Source organism: Pseudomonas syringae pv. tagetis (genome assembly GCF_022557255.1).
Lineage (GTDB): Bacteria > Pseudomonadota > Gammaproteobacteria > Pseudomonadales > Pseudomonadaceae > Aquipseudomonas > Aquipseudomonas caricapapayae.
Genome location: NZ_CP092923.1, coordinates 1002612 through 1027481, shown reverse-complemented (window position 1 = coordinate 1027481; position 24870 = coordinate 1002612). Strand labels below are relative to the sequence as shown.

Here is a 24870-nt window from a genome sequence, read left to right as displayed (position 1 = left end):
TCATGGCTCGTAAAGGAATCATTCTGGCTGGTGGCTCGGGTACCCGTTTGCACCCGGCCACGCTCTCTGTCTCCAAACAGTTGTTGCCGGTGTACGACAAGCCGATGATCTACTACCCGCTGTGCACGCTGTTGCTGGCGGGGATCCGTGACATTCTGATCATCTCCACCCCCCAGGACACGCCGCGCTTCTCGCAGTTGCTGGGCGACGGCAGCCAGTGGGGCCTGAACCTCAACTACGCAGTGCAGCCAAGCCCCGACGGCCTGGCTCAGGCCTTTACCATCGGCGCAGACTTCATCGGCAACGACGCATCGGCTCTGGTGTTGGGCGACAACATTTTCTACGGCCATGACTTCCAGTCGCTGCTGCTCAATGCCAGCAACCGCGAATCGGGTGCCTCGGTTTTCGCGTATCACGTGCAGGATCCCGAGCGTTATGGCGTGGCCGAGTTCGACGACAGCGGCCGAGTGCTGTCGCTGGAAGAGAAGCCCAAAGTTGCCAAGTCGAACTACGCCGTTACCGGCCTGTACTTCTACGACAATCAGGTAGTTGACCTGGCCCGCCAACTGAAGCCCTCCCCACGCGGCGAGCTGGAGATCACGGATCTCAACATGCTTTACCTGGAGCAAAAGCAGCTGCACGTCGAGATCATGGGCCGTGGCTACGCCTGGCTGGATACCGGTACACATGACAGCCTGCTGGAAGCCGGTCAGTACATCGCCACGCTGGAAAAACGCCAGGGCCTGAAAGTCGCCTGCCCCGAGGAGATCTGCTACCGTGCAGGCTGGATCGACGCGGCACAGCTTGAAAAGCTTGCCCAGCCGCTGATCAAGAATGGCTACGGCCAGTACTTGAGGAATGTCCTCAAAGAAAAGATATTTTGATGCCCCCCTCCTCGCAGGCATGACGTCGCGACGATCGTGCAGGCCTTGAACACCCGCAACGGTGGAAAGCAGCGTTGATAGACGCAGCTTTCCACCGTGAGCAACTTTCAACTATCAACGATAAACGCTTGGCTCATCCCCCGGAGCGGCACTGGGGCTAAAAGCAGTGCAGCGCCATGTAGTTTAAAATCCGCCATGACCTATGCTGTTTAAAGGCCTGTGAAGCGGCCACGTGGACATGACTATACTTTATGGAGACGCCTGAGAAAATGAATGTCCATGAGCCGAGGTTCAATATCTCGACCTGTGCCACGTACGCCACTATTTTTGTATTTATGGCAACGGCACTGGCCATAGTGATATATCTATTCACCGGCCCCAATCAGATTCTATATTGGAAAAGCGATTACGCCATCTTTTTAATAGACATGTTTCACGCGTCGCAGTTTAGCCAGGAGATTGGCATATCGTCGCGGTTTGGCTGGGCGCATCCGGGCCCGTTCAATTATTACATGCTGGCTCCCTGGTACTGGCTTTTTGGCGAAAAGGAAGCAGGTCTGATACTGGGAACCTTCCTCTATAACCTGGGCTTCATTGCGGGATCCACGTGGGCAGTGTCAAGGATCAGCGAGAGAAACACGGCCGCTTTGTTTCTGACCACAGTAATCCTCTATTCATCCGTCGCGTTAGGGGCAAGGGTTTTTCTCGACGTACTTCTGCCTTATTCAACAATATTCCCCTGGGTGTTTGCCCTAAGCCTTTCCCTTGCGGTCATACTGAAACACCGTTACTTCATCCCCCTGCTCGCATTGGCACTGAGTTGTGTCACACAAATGCACATCGCATTCTGGCTGCCCGCTGCCATACTGGGACTGAGCACATTGGCAGGCTCGATGTTAAACAAGAGGCCTGAGCGAACGGAAATACTGTTATGGGTGGCTGCCGCATTTTTATTCGCAATCACATGGATACCGCCCCTCCATGAGCTGCATAACATCTCGAAAATTTTCGAATTCTTCACATCAAGACCTCGCGCTGATCACACACTTCCCGAGGCCGCGCATGCGCTTGCCGTTCTGATGGGAGAGCCCATGCGAGGGGCGACGTTGAGTTATGGGGCAGAGCAGCCGGGAGGCTTGTCACTGTATCTGGGATCACTGGCCATCACAGCCTCGATGCTCTGTACCCTGGTGGCGCGGAGAAACAACAACAAACCTGCGTTGATACTGGGCTGCCTGATCCTGATTCAACTTGTAACCTATCTGTATGCGTTATCAAAAATGGCAGGCCCCATTCTGCATCACAGCATCACATTCATCCCGATGATCAGTATATTTATCGTGCTGCAAGCCCTGCTGCTTATCAACGGCACGCCCCCGAGCACGCGTGTAAAAAACGCGCTTGCTTTATCAGGCAGCCTGGCCAGTCTGGTGTTCATAGCCACGCATTACCAGCAGATGACCCAGTCTGTTGTCATCGCTAAAACACCGGACCAGCACATATCGCGCTTGTCTACAGATCTTGAAGAAGCCATGCATCGCTGCACCGGCACGCCAACCATTAATATGAATCACTCCCTCTGGGAGCCTGTCATGGGTGCAGTGTCCGTGGCGTACCGAAGTGGACAAGCCTTTAGCATCACGCCGTCATTCTGGTCGATTGTATTTGGATGGCGCGTTCCGACAGAGCCTACCCAGTGCGTGATAAGTTTTACCCAACAACATGATCGCATTGTTGTCGATATCAACGATTACGAGAAAATCGGTAAGGTCGACGGATTGCCGGTTGTCAGTCTCGATACGTTGACATTCGAACAATACGGGACGGCGCTTTTCGACAAGGGACGTTTACGCGTCTCTTCCGATTCGTTCACTGACGCCGGTTTTGTGTCCCAGGAACTGACGCTGCCAGCGGGAGCGTACCGATTACATGCGACTCTGGATTCATCAGCCCTTTCTGAAAAACCCGGCAGCAATGCAGGGCATCTTTCATTTCATGGCAAGGGCATGATCTATGCGATAACACAAGCCACTGCTGCACACCAACCCATCACGGCCTACTTCAACTCGGATGGAAAACCGTTCAGGCTATCGTTTGGATTGGGCGGATGGTCTACCGGGAAAGGGTATGTTCAACTGAACAGTCTGGGAATTGAGCTTTTAGAGCAGCAGTGAGTGAAAAAAACCACACCGCCCGGCAAGTGACTGTCGGGCGACATAGGACTGATTTCGCACTAACCGTAACACGGCTTCATTTAAAAGTGACAGCCCTCACAAATACACTCAAGGAGCGTGCATCTTCACTCATACCCAATTGTTGGGGAGAGATCGAATCCGGTGTCGAAAATGTGATAACCATCTTATCGCTGCTCAGAGGCGGCAATTTAATTTCTGTTGCCGTACCTGCCGGATTGGTCAATACCGAACTGTATTGCTCCACACCATTGACGAGTACCTTCACCGCTTGCTTGGGATGCTGAGGGCTCACAAACGGACGCCAGTCTATAATCATTACCGTTGGGGGCTGAGGGTCGACGATACAGTTAAGCTCGGCGCTTTTTCCTACGACCCATGTCCCAGCATTTTCTGCTGAACCAAAGCCCTTCAACCTACGTGGATCAACTAATCCATTTGTTGAGAAGTCGACATGCCCGCGGCAGTAGCTTGACTCGTTTGCCCGCTCCGACAAACATTGTGCGCTGGCCACTGACACACCGGCACCCGAGGACGTCCGGCATTCCTTCGTGTCATACCTCTTGACGCCGCTGGTTGTAATGACGTGACTGTAATTAGCGTAGTTCTGCAACGCGTTAGCGATGAGCACATCCGATATCGCCAGTTCTCTCTGTGTTTTGAAAATAGAGATAGAAAACAGGTAGTCGAAAATGGGCGATCTGCCTTCCAGCCCGATCACCACGTTATTTTCTCCATTCTCGGTAGCCGGTAACTGTAACGCTAATGCGTCCAGTTTTTTCTCCAGCTGCACCAGGTCCGAGAGATCGTATGATTCCAGCGTCAGTATTGAAGCGTTGAAAACAGCATAAAAGCTGACGGCGACAAACGCAGCGTGAACCAACGACTCTCTGTTCGAGGTGTCCGGATCCTCAGTCGTTTTACGACAAAACGCAAAACCCAACAGAATCGCAAGCGAGACAAAAAGATGGCTGACGATGCCAAATACATATTTCTTTACAGCGTAGTCCGAGCCCATTCCAAACTTGACGAGTACCATTTGCAGCAGGCAGAGGCAAGACACCGCCCCACCATAGATAGCAAGGTACTTTACAGCCGGATAGCCCAGCATCGACCTGTTCTTGACGTGAAGTATCAACAGCACCAGCGAAAGAATAATACCCAGCACACACAACGTCGCGACGCCGGTCGGATAGGTAATATTGAAAAAGCTTAATGAGCCGTCATTTTCTGAAATTTTTCTCATTGAAGAAAAGGCGGGATTTAAAACAACCCCCGCCAAGGCCACAACGGGAATCAGAAGGCTGGCTACGGCAGCCGCAACGCTGAGCTTCTTGTCAAGAAAGTCTGAGTAGGCGTTAAACAGTACCAGGCCAGCCAATAAACCAAGCAGTTCCAGGGTCGGCAGCAAATGAACGCCCGTGTTGAGGGCGATGACGCCGATCAAAAAGACATACGCCGTGCCTCTGCCCCTGCGCACCTCAAGAAACACAGCGACAGCCATGCCAAGAACAGCGACGGCCTGACCGACTAATTGGGAGTAAAAATAGTTACCGACTATCTCCGCACCGTGTACGTCGAAATGGAAGACGTACCGATTGACTAAAAGCAGTAGAACAAGCGTTAACGTGGAAGCCCTCGCCACACGCCTGGGCAGCGTGTTCAGCATATAGATGAAGCCGCCCCAGAGGGCGGCCAGCGACAGCAAAGAGACGACCTGCAGCCCCAGGAATGTCGAGTGCAGCGGCCAGCCGACTATCGCAGCCATTACATGGCTGAGCCTGGGGTAGTAATTCATCTCTCCCAGCGTAGGATCGTTTGAGTTTACCAGGTTAAAGTTTTCAGCTATCCGATAGGCCAAGGCATAGTGATGTGCCAGATCAACGGATTGACTTCTCAGCACATCAATATGTGACACCAGCAACCACCCTGTTACCAGCAGCAGCGTGTAGCAGAACAATCGCGACGGTAATAGTTGCATTCGATTCACTCAGACGATCCCTTTCCGGTTAGAGCTTTTGGGCGATCAAACGACCTTCGCGAATCGCGTAGTTCGTTCCCCGGTCCTCTGGATAAATCTGAGCCATCGTCGAAATCAACGCATTATCGAACGGTGTAGAGGCATCAGGTACGTACTGAGAGTAATTACGCTCGGTCACCGGCTGAGCATACTCGGAGCGCCAGACCTTGAAGTCGACAACCCACTCTTTCTCGAAATGAGGGAACATCCGCTTCAGGTGTGACAGGGCGAAATCAAGGTACTCATCATCACTGTAGCCCCAGACCGGATCTTCAGTGGCCAGGTAGCGAGACAGGTAGGCGATGTGAGTGCCCTTGTAATTTTCCGGCGTGTCAAAGTTTGTGTGCTCGATAACACCCACAAACGGGAAGCCCGGGTCATTGACGTTGAGCCAGTAGGTATCTGACAGGCTGTGCTTCAGGCGCAGCACCAGGCACATGTTGCCCAGGTATTTGACCCTGCGCAATTTCGCCAGCCATGCATCGTCTGCGGAGTTCTGAAACATGTCCGCAATCAATGGAAACGAAGGCGTAAACAGGAACTTGTTACCTGCCACGTCACCGTCGTCGGTGGTCACGGCAGTGACTTGTTTACCTGCGGTCACCAGCCCGGTGACTTTGGAATTAAAAATCACTTCACTGCCATTCGCACGAATTGCCGACACGAGCGCTTCCGCCAGGCGTCCGAAACCGCCCTTGAAGTAAGCAAGCTCTTCGCCGCCCTTGTCGTTGCGCGTGCTGCCGCGCAATACCAGCTTTTTCCACATCCAGACGGCGTTGACGGCCTCTGCGTAGACGGAGAACTTGGAGTTGATCAGCGGCTCCCAGACCACTTTGTAAACTGACTTGCCGCACATGCCTTCCAGCCATTCGCGGATACTCAGATGTTCGATCGTCTTCCAGTCCTTGATACGGCGCACTTGAAAAACAAGAAGCCCGAGACGTATGCGATCTACCAGGGACAGCGCCTTGAAGCGAAGCAAATCCAGGGGAGTGGAAAGTTTCCACATTCTGCCATTGAAATACATGCCGGTTCGCGTAGGGAGGAGAATGACATCGCCTTCCAGCCCCAGCTCCTTGACCAGCTCCGGCACAAAGACGTCGTTATTGAACCAGTGGTGATAAAACTTCTCTACACGGACGCCATCATTGAACTCGAAGATCCCGGCCAGACCGCCGGGTGTGGAGTCTGCTTCAATGACTTTTACTCGCTTGCCCTGTTTTGACAGCACGTAAGCAGCCGTGAGGCCTGTGAAACCAGCCCCTACAATCACCACATCATAGTTATTCATTAACATTTACCAGTATAGAGTTTTTCATGGTTATGTCCGCGCTGCCTTGAATAGCGCAGGCCGCGACCATATCGCCAATGCTCCAACAATCGTCGTTGGTAGCCAGAGGGCCAGATGTACAATTATCGCATAGCTGCCTGCTTGAGCCGCAGAACCACCAATGAGCGTCACTGCAGTGAAAGCAGCGAGATGAAACGGACCTACATAACCGGGTGACGAAGGTGCCAGGGTGGACAGTGTTGCGATTGCCATTACCAGCAAGGCCATGAGAGGACTCGCGCTCAGGCCCAGCCCCATCAACGCAAAGTAAAACAAGCCTGCCTCACCCGCCCACACAAGCACTGACAACCCCAGCATCGCGCCAAGCACGCGAGGACGCGACATCACTTCGAAACTCTCGAAAAGTCCTCCGACAGCGTGAAATATCTGCTGCACTCTGGTGGGCTTGATCTGCTCTGACTGACTGCCCCCCAATGAATGAAACAGGCGGGCGAAGCTGCCGGAAAAGAAAAATCCGATCGTCAGCGCCATACCGCCCAATACGGCAAGAACGACAGCCGTCTGGCGGAGTGCCGGAGGCACTTCCACCGTTTGTATGGCAAGTACGCCGAGCGCCAGACAGGCCAGCAGAGTGACCAGGTCTATAAGTCTCTCCACCACCAGACTGGTTGTCGCTGCGGTCTTGGTAACCCCCATGGCATAAGGAAATACCAACGCGCGCACAACGTCGCCCAACCGCAACGGCAATACATTGTTGAGCGCGATAGCGCCCAGAAAAGGCGCCGCACAGTTCCTGAATCCTACGCGGGTACCTGTCGCCGAAAGCATTACAGACCATCGAAAGATACGAACGGAATAGCCGAAGGCGAGCGATAGAACTCCCAGTATCAGGTAGCGCCACTGGAAATGCTCAAGGGCCTCCATGACCTCCGAAAACTTCACCAGACGAAAAATTGCGATAAGGCAAATGAGCGTTATGCCCCCGCCAATCACGTGTTTTATCCAGCGCCTCTCTTTCGTCTGCTGCGTCTGTGTCATGTCTGTCTCAAATCCGCCAAGGGGCATTGTTGGTCGCCCACAAAGCTTCCAGTTCGCGCTTGTCGCGCAAGGTGTCGCACGGCTGCCAGAAGCCGGAATGCTGAAAGGCACACAGGTGGCCATCTTTGGCAAGGTTGGTTAGCGGCTCACGCTCCCAGGATATGCTGTCGCCGTCGATGTACTTGATAACTTCCGGTTCCAGTACAAAGAACCCGCCATTGATCCAGCCGATTTCATCGGCCGGCTTTTCAGAAAAGCTGGACACGTTGTTCTCTGCATCGATATTGAGCACGCCGAAACGTCCAGGCGGCTGCACCGCAGCAACCGTTGCCAGTTTTCCATGTTGACGGTGAAATGCTATTTCTGCACTGATATCAATATCTGAGAGGCCGTCACCGTACGTGAGGCAGAAGGTTTCGTTGTTCAAATAAGGCGCCACGCGCTTGAGGCGGCCACCGGTCATGGTTTCAGCACCGGTATCGACCAGCGTAATCTTCCAGTCTTCGGCCTGGCTGTTCAGAATTTTTTGATCCCCGGTCGCAAGATCGATGGTCATATCTGACATGTGGTTATAGTAGTTGGAGAAAAACTCCTTGATCACATAGCCCTTATAACCCAGGCAGATGACAAAATCCTTGATGCCGTGGTTCGCGTACGAACGCATGATGTGCCAAAGCAAAGGCTTCCCGCCGATCTCCACCATGGGCTTCGGTTTGGTGTCCGATTCTTCCGCGATGCGAGTTCCCAAGCCACCGGCCAAAATTACAGCTTTCATGCTTTCTCCTTATAACTTGAGATCGGAATGTTCGAAATTCAGACTTTGCTGGATGACTGCAATGGGGTCTGCGCGCAGCACAAGGTAAATACGCAGCAAGTATTCACCGATGATCCCCAACAAAAAAGAGTTCAGTCCTATGCCGAACAGCACCAGAATATGAATACTGGCCAGGCCGGGCGGCAACTCAGGGTGGAACAGGCGCAGCAATACATAATACAGCGCGCCTAACACGCTGACCGCCAGAATCAACACGCCGACAAACGAAGCCGTGCGCAACGGCACCGTTGAATGGTTGAAAACAGCGGTGAGCCCCAGCTGAAGCAGTCGACTGAGGTTAAACTTGCTCTCGCCGGCGATACGCGCATCCCGATCGTATGGGATGCCCGTCTGGTTAAAGCCAATACCGGCGATCATTCCCCTCAAATAAGGATTGGCCGTCTTGGTCTTCAGCAGTACGTCGACGACTTTCCTGTCGATCAGTCGAAAGTCGCCCACGTCACGCGGAATAGGGTGTTCGCTGACTTTGTCGATTGCCCAGTATCCCAATCGACGGAAGTTGTTCAGCAGCCAGCCTTCTGGCCGTTTGCGACGTACGCCATACACAACCTCATGGCCTTCCTGCCAGCGAGCAAAAAACTCCTCGAGCATCTCGGGAGGGTCTTGCAGGTCGGCGTCAATTTGCATCACTGCATCGCCTTTCGTGTGCATGTAATTGGCAAGAATAGAGCGCTGAAAACCGTAATTCCGGGAAAAACGTATTGCCTTTACTCTTGTATCTTTGGCCGCAAGTTCTGCCAGCATCGCCCACGTATTGTCATCCGAATGATTATCTGAAAAGACAAACTCCAGATCACAACGGTCTTTCATCTTGGTGGCAAGAGCGTCCAGCCTACGGTACAGGGCTTCGATGTTTCCCGACTCGTTAAGCACCGGGATCGAGATCGATACCAGTGGCCGCTTGCCTGACGTTAAATTTTCCATAAAGAACTCTGCACTCAGGCGTTTATCTGCATTTTCATATAATCAACCACCGAACCCAGGCAGTCGCGAAACACCATCCCCTCCAGCACATCCGGCCGTTCAAAAACATGACCGAAGTTTTCCTGGGCAGGCTCAGGCAATGCGCCCAGGCGGAGGAGATGAGACTTACCGAACGCTTCGAAGATGGCCCCTGCCAAATCCCTGAGGCTGACAGGCTTGCCATGACTCAGCTCAACGACACCCTCGACATGATTGTCCACCAGAAACCTGATGGCGGCCGCATCGTCCATAACATGGTGGTACTCGCGCAATTGCCGTCCCTGCGTCATATCAAAAGGGGTGCCCTCACGCAGGGCGCTCAATATCTGCCCAAGAAACATGAAAGGGCTGGGTTCCGCAGCACCGTAAAGTGTATGGATACGTATGTGCGTCGGCTTGCGCCCCTCGACAACATTCTCGACGAACTGACTCAGCATCAGTTTGCTTTGCACGTACGCATTCGATACGGGCGTGCGCTCCATTGCCGTCCCGAACGTCACGACGTGAGTGCCCAAGGGGGCGACAGCGGCAATAATATTTCGCGGCAGCAAAAAGTTTACGTCGTGTAACTGCGTTGCAGGCAGTCGAGGATCAAGCAACCCGGAACAGATGTACACGACAGAGCTTTCAGGCGCCTGTGCCGAGAAGTACTCGGCAATCGCGGCTGGCGAATCAGGTGCGGCCCAACGCTCATAGACAGCCCGATCAACGCAAACCACTTGATCCGATGGATACTGCCCGGCGATCGCCTGTCCCAGTCGTCCGCGGCTGCCTATGATGAAGATCATTCCTGAATGCCCGCTCGCCACCCATTGATTTGAGCGAGGGTAATGTCCCGTGCACATCCAGGGCTGGCGTAGAAATCCCGGTACCAGGATGCTGTTTTTTCTACCACCTCTTCTGTGTTCCATACCGGAATCCAGTTCAGCTGATTCCTCGCAATGGAACTGTCCAGAGCCAACGCACCCGCCTCAGGCAACGGGTTGTCCATGAATTCAAGATTAGGACGCTGCCAGTCGGCACTCATCAACTCAAGAACATCTCTGACTGAGTACTGCTTCAGCTCTTGAGGGCCAAGGTTCCATGCCTTGGCAACCCGGGCCGGGTTTTCGGACAGCAGTCCGGCGAGAATGACGAGGTAGCCGTGAACAAGCGCCAGAACATGCTGCCAAGGCCGGGTGGCATCGGGATAACGCAGGGTCATGACTTGCCCTTCGTTTACGGCCCGCACGAAGTCAGGGATAAGACGGTCTTCGGACCAATCGCCACCCCCAATGATGTTGCCGCCTCTGGCAGTAGCAACCGCAGGTCCCAGCCCTTGGGAGAACGGGTAGGAGGCAGCATAGCTCTGGATAATCATCTCGGCAGCGGCTTTTGATGCGCTGTAAGGATCTTTGCCACCCAGCGGATCGTTCTCACGATACGGCCATGCCCATTCGTTGTTTTTATAGACTTTGTCTGTCGTTACACAAAGCACGCCGCGCACGCTCTTCACCAGCCGTGCGGCCTCCAGAACGTGCGCCGTTCCCTGAGCATTGACCATGAAGGTCTGCACGGGCTCGCGGTAGGACCTGCGAACGAGAGGTTGAGCGGCCAAATGCAGGATCAAATCCGGCTGGAAAGCTTCAACGGCCTGCAGCAGTTTTTCGAAGTCGCAGATGTCACCCAGCACACTGGTGACATCGTTTTCCAGCCCGATCTCTTCAAAAAGAGAGGGTCTGGTTTCAGGGGCAAGCGAATACCCCGCAACCTCAGCACCGATAGACGTTAGCCAAAGACATGCCCACCCCCCTGTGAACCCGGTATGACCGGTGACCAATACCTTTTTCCCGGCCAGGCTGTCTTCGAACTTGAGTCTGGATGTCATTTTCCTACGCCATCGGTGTTGTGATAATAACTCGTCCCTGATCAACAACGACCAGGGACATGGACAATAAAATCAGCCGTCAAGAATACATGGCTATCACGGCTTTGTGGAGATAAAGGGCACGGAAGTGCCCGCTAGCCCGCCGGAAGATGTCGAAATTTGCCAATGCTAAAAGTCACGGTGACTTTCCAGGCCACCGATGCAACAGTCATTCGCATTTTGAGCACCCGGCTCACAGGTGAACGATCCAGGATTCAACCTGGAAGGCACCTCTCGCATTATTTCGTTATCTCGCCGAGAAGCTGTTGTGCACTTTCTTCCCATGTCAGCCACGGCATTGTTACTGATGCAGGGTGCTCGCCAAGGTCAAACAGCTGCAGCCAGGCCAGAACTGCGGAAGCCAGGTCGTCAGCGCCCATGCCCTGAAAATAAAATGCATGCTCGCCGGCAATTTCCCTGAACACGGGAAGATCACGAATGATCATCGGCATGTGATGCTGAGCCGCTTCAATCAGTGGCAGGCCAAATCCTTCACCTTCTGATGCCGCTATCAGGCAAGTCGAAGCCGAATAGATCTTTTCGAGGTATTCGTCGCTGATACCTTCCAGCCAGAAAAGCCTGTTGTCCTTTTCAGGATGTTTCTCGAGGCGCACAACAAGTTCATCGACAAGCCAGCCTCTTTTGCCGACGATCACCAGATTGATATCCTGGCCTTGCTCCCACAGCGCTTCAAAAGCAGCCAGTGTCTGTGCATGGCCCTTGCGCGGCTCAATGGTGCTTACCATCAGAAAGCTCGGTTTTTGCGCCAAGCGTGCCAACAGGTCCCATGCATCATCAGGTAAACCTGCTGAAGGCATGCTGTTGTCGATATCGGCGCCCAGGTGGAAGCTTTTAACATTCGGCTTGTTGCCGGCACACTTGTCTGTGTTGTCCGCGAGCCATTGCCTGAGTTCGTCTGCAACCGCGCCTGATATGCAAATCAGGTCGCTCGCGACCATGCTGATCTTCTGCAGCCAGTCGTTGAACAGCTCGGCGTTCGGTGCGACCCACCAGTCAGGACGGTGAAACAGCAGCAGGTCATAGACGATATAGCTGACCTGCACACCCATCTGACGCATCTGGCTGTGCAGGGGATAAAGTTGACTCGCCAGATGCATGTTCAAGTCCAGGGACAAATAAATGTCATCCTGAGCAAAGTCGATAATGGCGTCGGTCGCTTCGGGAAACTCCGCGTATATGCGCGACGCGAAGGCGTTGGCGTAGTAATACTGTCCGTCCGCGTAGTAGATAGGACGAACGTTGAGACCTGCGGGCTGCTTGTTCAGAAACTCATGGAGCAGGCTTCGCACAACGCGTTGAATGCCTGACTTGGCATCACTGTGAACAATACTGGATACGTCGAGCAACAGCTGCCGATGCTCGGCCCCTACGAAATCGAAAGCGATGCTTTTCGCGATCTGGAACAGCTCGATATCGGTAGGGACGGTATCGGAAAGCGAAATCAGGCGTTCCAGCAATTCGACAGCGGGGTCAGCTTGATCAGACACCTGCTCAGTAACCGGCGAATGCCTGAGTTCAAGCGCGGCGAAGGCTTTCTTGGCTGATTCGTCCCAAGAGAACTTCGTGCACTGCTCTCCTGCATTGGCAAGCAATCTGGCACGGAAGCCTTCGTCTTCCAGGCCTTCGATCATTTTCCCCGCGATGGACTTGACCGACAGCGGATCAAACAACGCGTCGGCAAAGCCGATGACTTCTGGAACACTGCTGCAGTTGGAACCGATAACGGCGGCACCGCATGCCATCGCTTCCAGCACCGGAAGACCGAAACCTTCGTGCGTGGACGGGAAAACAAACAGTTTGGCCAGCGAATACAGGGCAATCAGGTCAGCGTCATTGACGTAACCGGTGAGCACCAGTTCCGAAGATTTGACTCCGTATTGCTCTGCAAAAGCGAGCAGCTCCATTCTCTGCTGAGCATGCAGCTTACTGGCGATAACCAACTGATGACGGGCCTTCAAGGCGTCGGGCAAGGTGCTATAAGCCTCAAGCAACCGCGCGAAGTTCTTCCGCGGATCAAAGCCACCAGGTGCGTACAGGATGAATTCGGACTTGACGCCAAGGCGCTCAAGCATCGCTGAGCTTTTGGTCAGGTTAACTTCATCGGGAATAAACTGCTCGCCAATGGCCGCCGATATGTTGGCTATACGTGCGCGGTCAATGCCCAGGTGAGTAACCGCCTCCTGACGCGATGAGTCGGAAATGGCCAATAACGTGTCGGTTTTTTTCAACCAGTCTATTTTGCGATGGTAGTAGTCCTTAAGCTCCACAGTAGGCAGATAGACGTCTTCATTCATGAACGGAATCAGATCATAAAGAATGACGGCAGTCTGATACGCCGCAGGGATGGCGCCAACTGACGTTACCGCGTTGGCCCAGTAGCCTTCAAACAGGCTGCTTACCAATACGACGTCTGGCTTGAGCGTGGCCAGAAAGGATTCACGCACCACTTCGGATGCCCGCGCTACCCAAGGCGTGGGATTAGCATCGCTGGGCATATCAAATATGCGGATTCGGCTTTCTGGAATAAGCCCGGAAAACGCGGCCCTGATGTCGGGAATACTCTCCGACATGCAATTGTTGAGTGCTAGCCAGATTTCATGCTCGCCAGCATTACGCGCCATGGCTTGCGCCAAGGAAAGAGAGTAGCGACCAATACCGCGAAAGCGACTTTCAGACTGAGCGCCTTGTAGATCAATGACGATACGCATTAACGGTTTTCCTTGCGCTCAAAAGCCAGCTTCAAATCAGAATAGACACGCGCCACTCTTGGGCTTGCAGTCGGAAAACCATCATCAGATGCCTCTGTTGCCGATATAACAGGGCTCACTTCATGAGGTTGAGGCTGAATAATCCCATGACGCAAGGCAAACTGCCTGACGCTGTTGAACAGGTTGGGGTATGAGCGGGCCTTGTTGGCCAAACGGGTCCGCAGGCCAGGCCTGTTCAAAACAAAACGCAAGGAACGAGCCAGCACAGAGCGCGTAACGCGCCTGGCCACACTCATCGGCAACCTTGCTGCTGTGCCGGTAAGCTTGGCAGAACGGCGTAATGGCCGGGTGAGGCGCCACGATTTACTGTTCTCAAGTTGAGCGATATGCGCTTCGTAAGCAGTCGCTTTGAGCCACCAATTGTGCGCGTTGATTAGCGAATCGTTCAGGCGAACATGAAGGTCATGTAGTTCCTGGTGCTCGGCTTGCGCAGCAGATGTCTTGTTGGCAGTTGCGCCATGTTGTAACTCGTCTAGCTGTGTTTGAACATGCTGCAGCGCTGAAAGCGCCTGACCCAAGCGTACTTCGGAGTCACGGGCTCGAAGCTGAGCAGCCTCCTGGTGCAACTGAACATTGTGAAAGCGTGACTCGGCCAGCTCTGCACGTAGCGTCGCCTCGCGTATCTGGGTTTCCAGATCGTCGTTTTCTTCCAGTGCACGCACAGCGGTCTCGAGGTACTGACCGTGTTGCATAACCTGATTCAGTTGCTCACGAACCTCGGCGTATTGCTCACGTACCTCGGTATATTGCTCACGCAACTCAACATGTTGCTGATGCAATCCTACGTGCTGCTCACGCAATTCAGCATTGGACGCATGGGTTTGCTCTACCCAGCCAGCCACCTGGGCGTCGTAACGACGCGACAACGACTCGAGCGAAAGGCCATATTCTCGACCGAAGACAGTATCGAATTTATCCAGTTGCTCAGGCGGTGCACCTTTTTGCGCAACAATCGCGTAATCCGGACTCACGCCGTGCAGCACGCTGAACAAATCGACGGGACCACCCTCTGCGAGCTCGGCCGACTCTTGAAGGCGAAGCAACTGGGTACGGCTGAACTGAGAGTACTCAGCCAGAAAACTCAATAGCAGGTGCGGTATAGGGCAGTTATGCGTAGGGTCCAGATAGAACGTCTGCGTGCCGACCACCAGATTTTCAGAGTTAGGCGTCTCCAGAATCAGCAGCCCGGCAGGCTTGAGCACACGAAGTGCCTCGGCTACCAGCACTTTCAGATCGCCAAATGGAATGTGCTCAGCGAGATGAAAGCCCGATACTACGGTCAGGCTTTCATCTGGCAAACCTTTCAGTTTTTCCAGCGCGTCAATGTTTTCAACCGGTAGCCCTAAAGCCTTGCAGGCCTCGAGCATGCCCGTGTCCAGATCTATACCCTGCGCCTGAAACCCGTTCTGAATCAGGATTTCCAGCCATTCCCCGCGACCGCACCCCAGATCCAGCGCCAGGCGTTCCGGGTACAGTTGCTTCAACGGCTCAAGGAACGGTATGTAAACCTGCTGGCGCTCATGAATGAGTTCACGAGAGCCGCGATAGCGGTCTTCAAAAGCACGATAAAATGGAATACTCATCGGCTGCACTCCACCTGCGGTGGCAACCAGGCCATACCGACAAACTCGCTTTGGGAAATATTGACTACATTAAACACGAGCGTTAAATCCACCCATTCATAATTGCGTGATAGATGACTGTCGGTAGTATGCAGTGCCACGGCAACCGAATACGAACCCGGCCCAAGATTGGCAGTAAAGTTGAAAGCGTAATCCAGCGATTCACCCGGCTGCAGGTCGCTGACCTTGCAACCCATATGATGGGTATTTGTGCCATACACGGGCTGACCCAGTCGGTCCTTGATCAGATACCCTACTACCAGCTCAGGAATGGCACTGTTGACCTGGGCATTGATGCGCAGGGAAACAGGCTCGCCGACGGGCACATATTCAATGCGCTCACCGGCCGCGTTGTGCAGGCTTACCGGGCCTATTGTCGCTTCGCCGCTGCCAGACCGCGTCTGTACCGAACCATCTTCCAGTTCGCGCAGTTGAACCGTTGCATTCTCTTTTTCAGCGATCAGTGCGTTATAGAAATCCATGACTTCTTCAGGTTTGCCGTCTTTTATGACGGTGCCCTTTTCAAGCAGGATTGCCCGATTGCACAGGGCCTGAATCGAGCCGCGGTCGTGCGAAACGATAAGCAGCGTCGTGCCCTGCTGCTGAAACTCGCGAATGCGATCAAAGCTTTTATGCTGGAAATAGCTGTCCCCCACCGACAATGCTTCGTCGACGATGAGGATTTCAGGTCTGATCGCGGTGGCCACGGCAAACGCCACGCGCATTTGCATGCCGCTGGAATAGGTGCGCACCGGCTCGTCAAAGTAGGTGCCGATTTCGGCAAACGCTTCGATTTCCTTGATGACTTCGTCAATACGGTCAGCGTTGAAGCCCATGAGGCCCGCAGCGTGGTACACGTTCTGACGACCTGTAAGGTCAGGGGTAAAGCCCATGCCCAGCTCAAGAATCGCGGCGATACGTCCATTGACCTGCACATTGCCTTCAGTGGGCTGCAATGTACCGGTGATCATTTTCAGCAGAGTCGATTTGCCCGCGCCGTTCTGCCCGACGATACCAATGGCCTCGCCAGCCTGAATCGAGAAATTGACGTGCTTGAGGACCCAGTGCTCTTCCTTGGGTTTGGTGCTGATTCCGAACCAGCGCCCTATGCGCTGAAACTCGGACGCGTAGACGCGATAGGCCTTGCCCAGGTTCTTGACAATCAACAGGCTCATAGTACGTCCACCATTTCCGGTGCTGCGCGGCGAAACATGAACAGCCCCAACAGCATCAGGCCCACCGCAACCGCCGAAGTGACGGCCATGCTTTGCAGATCAGGTGCTCGCGCATAAACCAGCACATCGTGATAGGCGCTGACGATCGGGAACATGGGATTGATGCCCATGACGCTCTTGAACTGCTCGGGGATGATGTTGAGCGGGTACACGATAGGGGTGAACCAGAACCAGACCTGCAGCAGGATCGGGATGACCTGACCGACATCGCGCACGAAGACGTTCAGTACACCCAGAATCAGTCCGAGACCTACCGCCAGCGCCGTGACCACAAGGGTCAGCGGGATCAGCCAGAGCATTTGCCAGTGCGGCCATTGCCCCAACGCAGCGAAGACCAGCAGGATCGCCGCAAACAACAGGACATAGTTGAGCAGGCATGAGCCCGCGACAATCACCGGCAATGTAATGCGCGGAAAGCGCATCTTCTTCATCAAGTTGCCCTGATCGATGAACAGCGTCAGGCAACGACCGATGATCTCTGAAAAATAGCTCCAGGCCAGCATGCCGGCCATCAGGTAGACCGCATACGCATACTTGTTGTCAATGCCGGGCAGTTTGGCCGCCAGCACGTTGGACAGAACCAGCGCGTAGATCGCAACCTGTGCCAGCGGGTTGATGATCATCCACAGGCCACCCAGGCGGCTGCGGGCGAAACGTGCGGAAAACTCATTGCGTATAGATGAAAAGACGAATCCCCGGTAACCCCAAAGGCTTCTGAACAGCTCCAACATTGATGACTCCTGAAAAGGGTGAAGTCGCGCTTACCCTGAGTGTTCCTGTTTCGTGCAATCAATACACAAGGCCCTGCCGCAGTGCGCGGGACGCTGGTTTTAACAGGCGACGAAACGCAAAAAGCAGAAAAAGGTTTCTGGGGGCGCACTATATCGCCTTCGCTGGAATAGTCACCGTTTAGTCTTTAAATCGGCGCTTTACAGACGAATTATTCATCAATGGCACTGCAAGAAAATCATGAAATCCACATAAAAATCAGGAGATTGCAGAACACGTCCGCAGGCGTGCACTTATAGACGTCGACGAGTGGACCGGGCGCGATGATGCCTTATCGCCACATTGCTAATCGCGGCACAGCCCTGGCGCAGGCGCCCATCGGTCCCCGAATCGGCATAATATCTGCCACACAAATGGGTGCAACAGTCGTCTACACGCTTGCTAACCTGTATCATGGCACGCCTCGAATACAGCACTAGCCCCCCGTGAATAATCTGGGGCACCCGATCTTTGATGGAGTTAAAAAATCTAGCATGAAAGCAATCATTACCGGCATTACTGGTCAAGACGGCGCTTACCTGGCTGAGCTGCTGCTCGAAAAAGGCTATACCGTTTACGGCACCTACCGCCGTACCAGCTCCGTCAATTTCTGGCGTATAGAAGAGCTCGGGATCCAGAACAATCCTAATCTGCATCTCGTCGAGTATGACCTGACTGACCTGTCTGCCAGCATTCGCTTGCTGCAAACCACTGGCGCTACCGAGGTTTACAACCTTGCGGCACAAAGCTTTGTGGGTGTGTCGTTCGAACAGCCGCTGACCACTGCCGAAATCACCGGCATCGGCGCTGTCAACCTGCTGGAAGCCATCCGTATCGTCAACACCAAGATCCGCTTCTATCAGGCATCGACTTCCGAGATGTTCGGCAAGGTTCAGGCGATCCCGCAAGTAGAAAGCACTCCGTTCTACCCTCGCAGCCCGTACGGCGTGGCCAAGCTTTACGCTCACTGGATGACCATCAACTACCGTGAGTCGTACAACATCTTTGCCACCAGCGGCATCCTGTTCAACCACGAGTCGCCACTGCGCGGCCGTGAGTTCGTGACCCGCAAGATCACCGATTCGGTTGCCAAGATCAAACTGGGCCTGATCGAGTCGTTCGAACTCGGCAACATGGATGCCAAGCGCGACTGGGGTTTTGCCAAGGAATACGTCGAAGGCATGTGGCGCATGCTGCAGGCTGACGAACCGGACACCTTTGTACTGGCCACCAATCGCACTGAAACCGTACGCGACTTCGTGAGCATGGCGTTCAAGGCCACAGGCGTGACCATCAAGTGGGAAGGCGAAGCCGAGTCGGAAAAAGGCATTTGTGCTGCCACTGGCAAAGTGCTGGTTTCGGTCAATCCGAAGTTCTACCGCCCTACCGAAGTGGAACTGCTGATCGGTAACCCTGCAAAAGCCAAGGATGTCCTGGGCTGGGAGCCGAAGACCAACCTGGAAGAGCTGTGCCGCATGATGGTTGAAGCGGATCTGCGTCGTAATGAAAAAGGCTTTTCGTTCTGATGAGTATTGCCGGCAAGCGCGCACTGATCACCGGAATCAACGGCTTTACAGGCCGTTTCATGGCGAACGAGCTTGCCGCCCAGGGCTGTGAAGTCCTTGGCGTCGGCAGTCAGCCTTCTGACAGTCCCGGCTACTACCAGGTGGATCTGGCAGACGTGGCAGGTCTTCGCAAGCTGCTGGCAGACACTCAGCCGGATATCGTCGTGCACCTCGCAGCACTGGCGTTCGTCGGGCATGGAGCAGCGGATGCTTTCTATCAGGTCAACCTGATCGGTACCCGCAACCTGCTCGAGGCGATTGATGCCTGCGGCAAGGTGCCTGACTGTGTGTTGCTGGCAAGCAGCGCCAATGTCTACGGCAATGCTTCATCCGGCATGCTGGATGAGACGACTCCGCCCGCACCGGCCAACGACTATGCCGTGAGCAAACTGGCGATGGAATACATGGCGAGCCTCTGGCAAACCAGGTTGCCTATCGTCATCGCCAGGCCGTTCAACTACACCGGCGTCGGGCAGGCAGAAAACTTTCTGCTGCCCAAGATCGTTTCGCACTTCGCACGCAAGGCCAGCACCATCGAGCTGGGCAACCTTGATGTGTGGCGTGATTTCAGCGATGTACGTGCGGTTGTCAGCGCCTACCGGGGCCTGCTGGAAGCCCGTCCGGTGGGGCAGACGATCAACGTCAGCTCCGGCGTGACGCACTCGCTGCGCGAAGTGATCGACATGTGCCGGGAAATCACTGGTCAGGATATCGACGTTCAGGTGAACCCTGCGTTTGTCCGGGCCAATGAGGTCAAGACCCTGTGCGGGAACAATGCTCGTCTGCGAGCACTGGTCCACGACTGGGAGACGCCGCCGCTTCGCGAAACCCTGAGCTGGATGTTGCCTGCCGGTTGAACGGCTGGCAGTTACAAATAAGGCCTGTCTACCCTGTAGACAGGCCTTTCCTTTTTAAACACCCTCTAAAGCCCGTGGTGAAAGACTCAGCACGCATGACTGAATCAGGCAAACAATGATCAAGGTTCTTCACTTCTTCAAAACCTACTACCCGGACACTACCGGCGGGATAGAGCAGGTCATTTTCCAGCTTGCTCAGGGCTGCCGTGCGTTGGATGTAGAAAGCCAGGTGCTGACGCTGAGCCCATCCCCCTCCCCCGCTCGCCTGCAGGTCGCAGACCACCAGGTCACGCGCGTGAAGGAAAACTTCAATCTGGCGTCCACGGGCTTTTCTGCAAGCGTCTTCAGTCAGTTCAGGGAAATGGCCGCGGAAGCCGATCTGGTTCATTTTCATTTCCCTTGGCCGCTGATGGATCTGGTGCATTTCGCCACCCGTCATGGCCGGCCAACGGTGCTCAGTTATCACTCGGACATCATCAAGCAACGCACGCTTCTAAAGCTCTATAGCCCGTTGATGAACCAGTTTCTCAAACGCATGGACCGCATTCTGGTGGCCTCGCCCAATTACTTGCGGACCAGCGAAACCCTGAAGCCTTTCGCTGACAAGACCGTGGTCGTTCCTTACGGGCTGGATCAGTCGGCTTATCCGGTGGTACCGGCGCACAAACGAGCAGAATGGCAGCAGCGTGTGCCCGGCAAGTTCTTTCTGTTCGTCGGCGTGCTGCGCTACTACAAAGGCCTGCATACGTTGCTCAGCGCTCTGGAGGGCGTCGATTACCCGGTAGTGATCCTGGGTGGCGGGCCTCAGGAAGCAGAACTCAAGGAACAGGCCGAAAAACTCCAGTTGCGCAATGTCCTGTTTCTCGGCCGGCTGGACGATGAAGACAAGGCATGCCTGCTGCAGATGTGTTACGCGCTGGTGTTCCCTTCGCATCTACGCTCGGAAGCATTCGGCATCTCGTTGCTCGAGGCCGCGATGTACGGCAAGCCAATGATTTCTTGCGAGATCGGCACGGGCACGACCTATGTGAATATCGATGAAGACACCGGGCTGGCAGTGCCACCGGAAAATCCGCCGGCATTGCGCGAAGCGATGCGCCGCTTGTGGGAATCCCCGGATGAAGCCGCCGGTTTCGGAGAGAACGCGCTGGCAAGGTTTGAGCAGCTGTTCACCGCTGAACGAATGTGCGCATCGACCGTGCAGGTTTACCACGACCTGCTGAAGTGAATATCCACCATCCGTTGATGGAAAGCCCCATCACCAGGGCTTTCCATCAACAGCAACGCCTCACGCCAAGCGAAACCGCGCTGTATTGTCGTTCAACGCCCGACTGCCCTGACTCAACGTATCCGCCGCCTGATTGACCGCTCGTGCACCTTCCAGCAAGCGCCCGGCTGCCTGATCGACCTGCTGGATGTTGCTGCTGACTTCGTCGGCAGTCGATGCCTGCTCTTCCACCGCCGTCGATATCTGCGCCAGCGTATCGGTAACGCCCTGCACTGCCGTAGCGATTTCGCCCAGTCGGATGCCCAGACCGGTTACCGATTGTGCGTCGTTGACCGCTTGTCCGCAGGCCGCCTCCATCAGGTTAACCGCCTGAGTCACGGTGGAGCGCAAGCTGTCGACCGTGCCGGCAATCTGAGCGGTCGAAGCCTGAGTACGTTGCGACAGGCTGCGCACTTCGTCGGCAACCACCGCGAACCCGCGCCCTTGCTCACCCGCCCGCGCCGCCTCGATGGCCGCGTTGAGCGCCAGCAGGTTGGTCTGTTCGGCGATGCCGCGAATGGCGTCCACCACCGATTGAATCTGCTGGCCCTGATCACTGACCCTGCCCAGCGCCGCGGCGGTATCGGTCAGACGCTGGTTGAGCTGCTGGATACTGTCGGTGGTGCGCTGGCTGTCCTGGCTGCTTTGCTCGGCAATGCGGCGGGTCTGCCTTGCACTTTCGGAGGCCTGTTCACAGCTTCTGGCAACACCCTGGGAAGTGGCCGCCAGCTCAGTGGCCGCCGCCGCAATCTGGCTGATCTGCTGTTGCTGGTCCTCGACTTCGGTCAGCGTCCCGCTGGACTGAGCATTCAGAGTCAGCACGGCGTCGCCGACGCGTACGGTCTCTTGGTTGACGCCCAGCAGGCTTGTACGTAACTGCACGACCGCAACATTGAGTGCCCTGCTGATGGCGGCAAGCTCGTCACGCCCCTGCACGGCCACTTCGACACATAGATTGCCGTCACGCAGGGACTCAGCCAGCGTGGTAATGCCGCGGGCGCTGTTGCGAATTGAAGATTGCAGACAGGCAAACAGATAGATCGCCATGACCACCAGCACACAAAAGATGAACGCCAGCGGAATGAACTCCATATTGGAGGTTTCATGGTAATAATCGAGGCGTCCATTGAGCGCTTCGAGCGATTGCCTGCGCAGATCCGACGTACTGCCGGTCAGGGTATCAATGCTCTTTTCGAACTCTTCCGGTTTGAGTTTGATGCTGCCGCCGAAAACGCCGTCGTCAAGAACCTTCAGCTCGGTCTCCAGCACTTGTTTGACCGCTGCGTACTTGTCGGCCCAAGGTTGCAACTGTTCGGGGAGTTTGGAGAGCAGCAGGCTGGCAGCCTTTTGCATCTGGTCCTTGGAATCATCGATACGGCCGCGAAGATCGCGCATCTGCAGTCGGCTCTGCAAGCTGAACTGGCCCGCGGCTACTGACGTCTGCCCGACGCTCGACAGGCGACCGATACGCTCGATCAGGTCAGGCACCTGCTGGGTAGAAAGTTGCATGAGCATGTAAGTTTCAAGCCAAGGGTCAAGAATCAACCCGCTGTCCATTGCGATCTGTTCGCGCAGCGCCTGAACCAGGTTCAGCACTGTGGTGAACCGGTCATAACCATCAGGCCACCAGCCAACCGTGCGCAATGACGCAGTATCCAGCCCCGTCACCGCCGCCTGAAGGGCCTTGAAGCGGTTCATCGTATCGGCCGGGGCGTTTTCGCGCTTCAGCGCGGCATCGACGCCTTCCAGCGCTTTGGTGATACGCGGGATGCCGGCATCGACATTGACCATCGCAGCCTTCGCAGCCGGCGTCGGCTCGCGCAGGATGTCGGCAGCTTTCCAGCGTGCGGCATGGTCGCGCTGCGCGGACAACTCGATATTCAGATCATCAAGCGCCAGGAGCTGACGCACGCCTGATTGCTCGCCGGAAATGACATCGAGCTTGTTGCTGTATTCCTTGGTGATGACCCATGCACTGCCCGCCAGAGGCAACATGAACAGCAGGAACAAGACCTGAAACTTGCGAGCAAAACCAAAATGTCCCATCAGGCGCATGCCTGGTGACAAAAGACTGTTCATGTCCTGCGACTCCCCGTGAACACCGGCCAGATCTGAACAAACAGAGGCGATGCTTTTTTTAAAAACGCTAACAGCAAAATGCCATGTTCTTGTTTCAATGGCGATACATGTCGCCTCACATTGGTACGAAAAGCGCAGCTGACGACTGGTTTTCACACCCAATGGCCCGGCAATTGACGTATCACCGACACTTAAGCAAAAACCGGACCGCATGCGAGACCGGAAGATGCTTTTACAGCAGCAAATTATTCACCCCGGATAAACCACTGAAAAAGTAAACTTTGAACACACCGACTGACTCTGCCTTAGCCGCACCCTCGTCAAGGAGGCTTTTTCATGATCACTCCGCCCGCCTCGCCCCGCATCGCTACGCAACCGTCCAAGCCTCAACTGAACGCCGGCCAGAAGAAATTCAACGCGCTGATGGAAAAGCTCGATACCCGGCGCAAACTGCTGCAGCAATGGCTCGTGATTTCAACAACCTGCGAAAAACTCTGGATCGAAGAGCTGGTCCCGTTGATCAACGAGCAATCAGCAAACGAGATAAGCAAGCTGCGCCTGCTTGACCAGGCGTTCGATCAGTTCCGTCTGAGCAAGAAAGACAGAGCCACGTTACTGGAGATCATCTGTGTCATGACGATGTCGCTCATGGGCGGCGAACACGATGAAGAGCTGAAGCGTTTCTACTTCAAATACACCGGCAATGATTACGACGAAAATGAGCGCCTGCAAAACCAGCTGTTCAAATCCTCACTGGAAGAGAAGCTTGGCGTAAAACTGGGAGACGACGTTGACCTTGACTCCGTCGAGGACGTGACCCGGCACGTTGAAGAAAAACGGCGCGAACAGGCCGAACAAGCCGAAAGCAGCCAAAAGCCGAAGAAGCCGACTGCCAGCGAAATACGTCGCGAACAGGAAGAGGCAGAAGGCAGCCAGTCACTACGCGAAATCTACCGCAAGCTGGTCAGCTCACTGCACCCGGACCGTGAGCAGGACACCGATGAGCGCGAGCGCAAGACTGCGCTCATGCAACGGGTCAATGAAGCGTATGAACATGATGACCTGCTGGCGCTGTTGCAGATGCAAATGGAGATCGAGCAGATTGACCAGGCCCACATCGACAGCCTCTCCGACAAGCGACTCAAGCACTTCAACCGGATCCTGAGCGAACAACTCAGAGAGCTGGAAGACGAGATCCACGACCGCAAGATGCTGATCCGGGAACAGTTTCTGATGGACCCCTATGAAGACCTGAAACCCAGAACGGTCAACGCACAATGTGCAAAGCAGCTCGAGGCCCTACGTGAAGTCCTTGAAGAGGCGCAGGATGAACTGCAGGCATTGACCGAGCCGAGAAGTCTTAAACTATGGCTCAGGGACCAGCGGGAGATGGCCGATATGCTGGAACGGCTGGACGAATTTGATGATCTGGAGCTACTGGATACCTTGCTGCGTTAAGAGCCCGGAATACGCGCCTTTCAAAGGGCCTGCCACCTAACCGGTTGATCGCGCGCAATTATTTTTCACAACAACGCTTGACACATATGCGTTCTCCGAGA

The 24870-nt window shown here is 54.8% G+C and carries 18 protein-coding genes; 6 read left to right on the top strand and 12 right to left on the bottom strand.

Going from position 1 to position 24870, the window contains the following annotated elements:
* Positions 1 to 2: 2 nt before the first annotated feature.
* Positions 3 to 884, top strand: coding sequence for a glucose-1-phosphate thymidylyltransferase RfbA (gene rfbA / locus MME58_RS04560; protein ID WP_055006098.1), 882 nt, complete (start codon positions 3 to 5; stop codon positions 882 to 884).
* Between the two features lie 251 nt (positions 885 to 1135).
* Positions 1136 to 3058: a hypothetical protein gene (locus tag MME58_RS04555; RefSeq protein WP_233590944.1), complete on the top strand. Its 1923-nt coding sequence runs from the start codon at positions 1136 to 1138 to the stop codon at positions 3056 to 3058.
* Positions 3059 to 3134: 76 nt separating this feature from the next.
* Here the strand turns inward: MME58_RS04555 and MME58_RS04550 are convergent, their stop codons facing one another.
* The 11 genes from MME58_RS04550 to MME58_RS04500 all read right to left on the bottom strand — a co-directional run bounded on the left by MME58_RS04550 (position 3135) and on the right by MME58_RS04500 (position 17506).
* Complete coding sequence (locus tag MME58_RS04550; RefSeq protein ID WP_055006097.1) at positions 3135 to 5057, bottom strand: hypothetical protein; 1923 nt, start codon at positions 5055 to 5057, stop codon at positions 3135 to 3137.
* A gap of 28 nt (positions 5058 to 5085) precedes the next feature.
* Positions 5086 to 6387, bottom strand: a complete 1302-nt coding sequence (locus tag MME58_RS04545) for an NAD(P)/FAD-dependent oxidoreductase (protein ID WP_055006096.1) — start codon at positions 6385 to 6387, stop codon at positions 5086 to 5088.
* A gap of 30 nt (positions 6388 to 6417) precedes the next feature.
* Entirely contained in the window at positions 6418 to 7452 is a 1035-nt protein-coding gene (locus tag MME58_RS04540) for a lysylphosphatidylglycerol synthase transmembrane domain-containing protein (protein WP_055006095.1), read from the bottom strand.
* Entirely contained in the window at positions 7433 to 8200 is a 768-nt protein-coding gene (gene rfbF, locus MME58_RS04535) for a glucose-1-phosphate cytidylyltransferase (protein ID WP_055006094.1), read from the bottom strand. The genes MME58_RS04540 and rfbF overlap by 20 nt, the downstream gene beginning before the upstream one ends.
* A gap of 9 nt (positions 8201 to 8209) precedes the next feature.
* Complete coding sequence (locus tag MME58_RS04530) at positions 8210 to 9184, bottom strand: glycosyltransferase family 2 protein (RefSeq protein ID WP_055006093.1); 975 nt, start codon at positions 9182 to 9184, stop codon at positions 8210 to 8212.
* A gap of 14 nt (positions 9185 to 9198) precedes the next feature.
* Positions 9199 to 10011, bottom strand: coding sequence for an NAD-dependent epimerase/dehydratase family protein (locus MME58_RS04525; RefSeq protein WP_055006092.1), 813 nt, complete (start codon positions 10009 to 10011; stop codon positions 9199 to 9201).
* Positions 10008 to 11090, bottom strand: coding sequence for a CDP-glucose 4,6-dehydratase (gene rfbG / locus MME58_RS04520; RefSeq protein ID WP_055006091.1), 1083 nt, complete (start codon positions 11088 to 11090; stop codon positions 10008 to 10010). Before rfbG ends, MME58_RS04525 begins: the two co-directional genes overlap by 4 nt.
* Positions 11091 to 11368: 278 nt before the next feature.
* On the bottom strand, positions 11369 to 13858 hold the full coding sequence (locus MME58_RS04515) for a glycosyltransferase family 4 protein (RefSeq protein WP_055006090.1): 2490 nt from the start codon (positions 13856 to 13858) through the stop codon (positions 11369 to 11371).
* Complete coding sequence (locus MME58_RS04510; RefSeq protein WP_055006089.1) at positions 13858 to 15501, bottom strand: class I SAM-dependent methyltransferase; 1644 nt, start codon at positions 15499 to 15501, stop codon at positions 13858 to 13860. The genes MME58_RS04515 and MME58_RS04510 overlap by 1 nt, the downstream gene beginning before the upstream one ends.
* A complete protein-coding gene (locus tag MME58_RS04505) occupies positions 15498 to 16715 on the bottom strand; it encodes an ABC transporter ATP-binding protein (protein WP_055006088.1) in 1218 nt (405 codons plus the stop codon). The genes MME58_RS04510 and MME58_RS04505 overlap by 4 nt, the downstream gene beginning before the upstream one ends.
* Positions 16712 to 17506, bottom strand: a complete 795-nt coding sequence (locus MME58_RS04500; RefSeq protein ID WP_055006087.1) for an ABC transporter permease — start codon at positions 17504 to 17506, stop codon at positions 16712 to 16714. Before MME58_RS04500 ends, MME58_RS04505 begins: the two co-directional genes overlap by 4 nt.
* 531 nt (positions 17507 to 18037) lie before the next feature.
* Between MME58_RS04500 and gmd the strand changes: the two genes are divergently transcribed.
* From gmd to MME58_RS04485, 3 genes are all read left to right on the top strand, one after another.
* Positions 18038 to 19069, top strand: coding sequence for a GDP-mannose 4,6-dehydratase (gene gmd / locus MME58_RS04495; RefSeq protein WP_054984475.1), 1032 nt, complete (start codon positions 18038 to 18040; stop codon positions 19067 to 19069).
* A complete protein-coding gene (locus MME58_RS04490; RefSeq protein ID WP_054984476.1) occupies positions 19069 to 19965 on the top strand; it encodes a GDP-mannose 4,6-dehydratase in 897 nt (298 codons plus the stop codon). The genes gmd and MME58_RS04490 overlap by 1 nt, the downstream gene beginning before the upstream one ends.
* Before the next feature lie 115 nt (positions 19966 to 20080).
* Entirely contained in the window at positions 20081 to 21193 is a 1113-nt protein-coding gene (locus MME58_RS04485) for a glycosyltransferase family 4 protein (RefSeq protein WP_082427437.1), read from the top strand.
* 60 nt (positions 21194 to 21253) lie between these two features.
* On the opposite strand, the gene MME58_RS27735 is transcribed toward MME58_RS04485, so the two are convergent.
* Entirely contained in the window at positions 21254 to 22279 is a 1026-nt protein-coding gene (locus tag MME58_RS27735; protein WP_411741102.1) for a methyl-accepting chemotaxis protein, read from the bottom strand.
* 1368 nt (positions 22280 to 23647) lie between these two features.
* On the opposite strand from MME58_RS27735, the gene MME58_RS04475 reads away from it, so the two are divergent.
* Positions 23648 to 24769 (top strand): J domain-containing protein, encoded by a 1122-nt coding sequence (locus MME58_RS04475; protein ID WP_055006085.1) that lies wholly within the window; start codon positions 23648 to 23650, stop codon positions 24767 to 24769.
* Positions 24770 to 24870: the final 101 nt, after the last annotated feature.

What these genes read in the sequence shown, in the direction of transcription:
- MME58_RS27735 (WP_411741102.1), bottom strand. Translation starts at nt 22,279, where the DNA reads ATGGCGATCTATCTGTTTGCCTGTCTGCAATCTTCAATTCGCAACAGC.
- MME58_RS04490 (WP_054984476.1), top strand. Translation starts at nt 19,069, where the DNA reads ATGAGTATTGCCGGCAAGCGCGCACTGATCACCGGAATCAACGGCTTT.
- MME58_RS04485 (WP_082427437.1), top strand. Translation starts at nt 20,081, where the DNA reads ATGATCAAGGTTCTTCACTTCTTCAAAACCTACTACCCGGACACTACC.
- rfbA (WP_055006098.1), top strand. Translation starts at nt 3, where the DNA reads ATGGCTCGTAAAGGAATCATTCTGGCTGGTGGCTCGGGTACCCGTTTG.
- MME58_RS04475 (WP_055006085.1), top strand. Translation starts at nt 23,648, where the DNA reads ATGATCACTCCGCCCGCCTCGCCCCGCATCGCTACGCAACCGTCCAAG.
- MME58_RS04515 (WP_055006090.1), bottom strand. Translation starts at nt 13,858, where the DNA reads ATGCGTATCGTCATTGATCTACAAGGCGCTCAGTCTGAAAGTCGCTTT.
- MME58_RS04505 (WP_055006088.1), bottom strand. Translation starts at nt 16,715, where the DNA reads ATGAGCCTGTTGATTGTCAAGAACCTGGGCAAGGCCTATCGCGTCTAC.
- MME58_RS04555 (WP_233590944.1), top strand. Translation starts at nt 1,136, where the DNA reads ATGGAGACGCCTGAGAAAATGAATGTCCATGAGCCGAGGTTCAATATC.
- gmd (WP_054984475.1), top strand. Translation starts at nt 18,038, where the DNA reads ATGAAAGCAATCATTACCGGCATTACTGGTCAAGACGGCGCTTACCTG.
- MME58_RS04540 (WP_055006095.1), bottom strand. Translation starts at nt 7,452, where the DNA reads ATGCCCCTTGGCGGATTTGAGACAGACATGACACAGACGCAGCAGACG.
- rfbF (WP_055006094.1), bottom strand. Translation starts at nt 8,200, where the DNA reads ATGAAAGCTGTAATTTTGGCCGGTGGCTTGGGAACTCGCATCGCGGAA.
- MME58_RS04500 (WP_055006087.1), bottom strand. Translation starts at nt 17,506, where the DNA reads ATGTTGGAGCTGTTCAGAAGCCTTTGGGGTTACCGGGGATTCGTCTTT.
- MME58_RS04550 (WP_055006097.1), bottom strand. Translation starts at nt 5,057, where the DNA reads ATGCAACTATTACCGTCGCGATTGTTCTGCTACACGCTGCTGCTGGTA.
- MME58_RS04525 (WP_055006092.1), bottom strand. Translation starts at nt 10,011, where the DNA reads ATGATCTTCATCATAGGCAGCCGCGGACGACTGGGACAGGCGATCGCC.
- MME58_RS04530 (WP_055006093.1), bottom strand. Translation starts at nt 9,184, where the DNA reads ATGGAAAATTTAACGTCAGGCAAGCGGCCACTGGTATCGATCTCGATC.
- MME58_RS04545 (WP_055006096.1), bottom strand. Translation starts at nt 6,387, where the DNA reads ATGAATAACTATGATGTGGTGATTGTAGGGGCTGGTTTCACAGGCCTC.
- rfbG (WP_055006091.1), bottom strand. Translation starts at nt 11,090, where the DNA reads ATGACATCCAGACTCAAGTTCGAAGACAGCCTGGCCGGGAAAAAGGTA.
- MME58_RS04510 (WP_055006089.1), bottom strand. Translation starts at nt 15,501, where the DNA reads ATGAGTATTCCATTTTATCGTGCTTTTGAAGACCGCTATCGCGGCTCT.